This window comes from Pedobacter sp. 01N416, assembly GCF_056399685.1.
Map to the genome: position 1 here is coordinate 1 of NZ_JBFTRT010000697.1, position 2,366 is coordinate 2,366.

3 protein-coding genes are annotated in these 2,366 nt (G+C 35.5%); 2 read left to right on the top strand and 1 reads right to left on the bottom strand.

What is annotated here, in order from left to right; all coding sequences use genetic code 11:
- Window positions 1-192: 192 nt before the first annotated feature.
- Window positions 193-1,065, top strand: coding sequence for a ChaN family lipoprotein (locus tag AC1DND_RS25960; RefSeq protein WP_477585485.1), 873 nt, complete (start codon window positions 193-195; stop codon window positions 1,063-1,065).
- Between the two features lie 45 nt (window positions 1,066-1,110).
- Here the strand turns inward: AC1DND_RS25960 and mscL are convergent, their stop codons facing one another.
- Entirely contained in the window at window positions 1,111-1,560 is a 450-nt protein-coding gene (gene mscL / locus AC1DND_RS25965; protein ID WP_477585487.1) for a large conductance mechanosensitive channel protein MscL, read from the bottom strand.
- Between the two features lie 167 nt (window positions 1,561-1,727).
- On the opposite strand from mscL, the gene AC1DND_RS25970 reads away from it, so the two are divergent.
- Window positions 1,728-2,366 (top strand): RNA polymerase factor sigma-54 (locus AC1DND_RS25970; protein ID WP_477585489.1); only part of this gene is annotated, 639 nt, incomplete at its 3' end.

Here is a 2,366-nt window from a genome sequence, read left to right on the forward strand (position 1 = left end):
ACTCCAAACTCTTCCTGAGTTTTTAATGTGGTTGTTATCGTTTTTATTAAGATTATCCATGTGTGTTCATATTTAATAATCCAAAAGTATTAATAAGCACTACATCATAATATACACAAGGTGCAAGAACTCGGTAAAAGACGGTAAGTGCCCTTATTTTATCGGTGAAAATTATTTTGTTATTTTGACGGTATGAAATTTTCACTATTAATGTTTGTTTTTGCTATTTCTACCAGCTTGTGTGCACAGGAAATAAGTAACCATTATAAGATTTACGATGTAAAAAAACAGAAATCCATATCAATGGACGACATTGTTACTGATATGAACCAGGCTGATGTTTTATTCTTTGGCGAAGACCACAACGATTCTATAGGCCATTATCTGGAAGCAGAGCTTTTTAAAAGACTTCATTCAAAATATCCATTAAAAACGGCACTGTCTTTAGAAATGTTCCATACCGATGTACAACCTGAGGTAGATGAATACCTGGCAGGATTAATTTCAGAAAAGAACTTTATTAAAGAAGGCAGGGCCTGGGGCAATTACAAAGATTATAAACCTTTAATGGAGTATGCCAAACAAAATAAGCTAAAAGTTATTGCTGCAAATGCCGCTACGCGTTACAGCAATGCTGTTACTATGGGAGGGCTTAAAGTTTTAGAAAATTTCCCAAAAACATCATTTAATTTTTTACCACCCTTACCTATTGATACGGCTCAGGGTAGGTATTATGAAAAATTTACAGAAACTTTGGGTGGCCACAGCATGGGCTCGATGAAAATTTACCAAACGCAAAATTTATGGGATGCGACCATGGCATGGTCTATAAATAAGTTTCTTAAGGCAAACAGAGGCTTTAAGGTTTTTCAGCTTAATGGACGTTTCCACAGCGACGAAAAACTGGGAACATTGGTGAAACTGGCTCAGACCAATCCAAAACTAAAAATCCTGAACATTTCATCATTTTCTGATGAAAGCTTTGCCAATCCCGATTGGGGAAAATTTAAAAAACTCGGCGATTATATCATTATAACCGATCCAAATGTAAAAAGAAGTTATTAAAACAAAATAGCCGCCCCTTTTTTGCATCGGGACGGCTTTTATATATTATGCTTTTGTTTTTAACAGATCTCTGATTTCGGTTAAAAGGGTTTCTTCTGCCGTTGGTACTACCGGTGCTGCAACTGCCACCTCTTCCTCTTTCTTTTTCATTCTATTAATTGCTTTAACCATCATAAAAACAATTAAAGCCAGCAATAAGAAATTAATGGCTACCGTAATAAAGTTACCATAAGCAAATATAGATGCATCTGGTGCGGCCTTTTTAGCATCTGCCAGCGAAGCACCCTTTGGAATCAGTTCGGCACCTTTACCCATTGCAAAATAAATGCTGCTAAAATCTGGTTTACCAACCATTGCAGCTACAATAGGCATCACTAAATCGTCGATTACGCTGGTAACAATTTTACCAAAAGCACCACCTATAATTACGCCTACCGCCAAATCGAAAGCATTCCCTTTAATGGCAAATTCTTTAAATTCTTTTACAAAGCCCATATTTTATTAAGTTTTAGTTTATTTATTCACTAAAGTAGCAAACATTAAACTCAATACAAATGTTTATGAAATAATTTTAAAACCAAACATATCGATAGCATTTAAGTCAATTCAGCAGAATATCTGAAATCTATTGTTTATTTTTGCCCCATTCTTTTATATTTACTATGCTAAAGCAACACTTACAACAAAAATTATTACAAAAGTTATCACCGCAACAAATACAGTTTATTAAACTGTTGCAGGTGCCAACCGTTGCTTTAGATACCCGTGTAAAAGAAGAACTTGAAGAAAACCCAGCACTTGAAGATCCAAGTTTAATGACTCAGGATGAGCCAAAGAGCGAATATGATGATCTGAATGATGGGCCTGAAGATTACGAACAATCATCAGAAGACACCAGCATGGATGAATTTAATGTAGATGATTATTTACAGGACGATTCTACCAATGATTATAGCACCAACTATAATAACGGTGATGACGATGAAGAGAAAAAAGAAACACCAATTGCCATTGAAAGTACTTTTTTTGAAAGTTTACAGGAGCAATTAGACCTTATTCCCCTATCCGACCAGGATTTTATTATTGGCAAACAAATTATAGGCAGTTTAGATGATGATGGTTATCTACGCCGTCCGCTAGGCTCCATGATTGATGACCTTGCTTTTTCTCAAAATGTTATGGTTGAAGAAGAGGATGTACTGGAAATGTTAAAACTGATCCAAAGTTTCGACCCTCCAGGCATTGGTGCAAGAGATCTGAAAGAATGTTTACTGATCCAATTAAAAAGGAAAGACCCAAAC

What these genes read in the sequence shown, in the direction of transcription:
- AC1DND_RS25960 (WP_477585485.1), top strand. Translation starts at nt 193, where the DNA reads ATGAAATTTTCACTATTAATGTTTGTTTTTGCTATTTCTACCAGCTTG.
- mscL (WP_477585487.1), bottom strand. Translation starts at nt 1,560, where the DNA reads ATGGGCTTTGTAAAAGAATTTAAAGAATTTGCCATTAAAGGGAATGCT.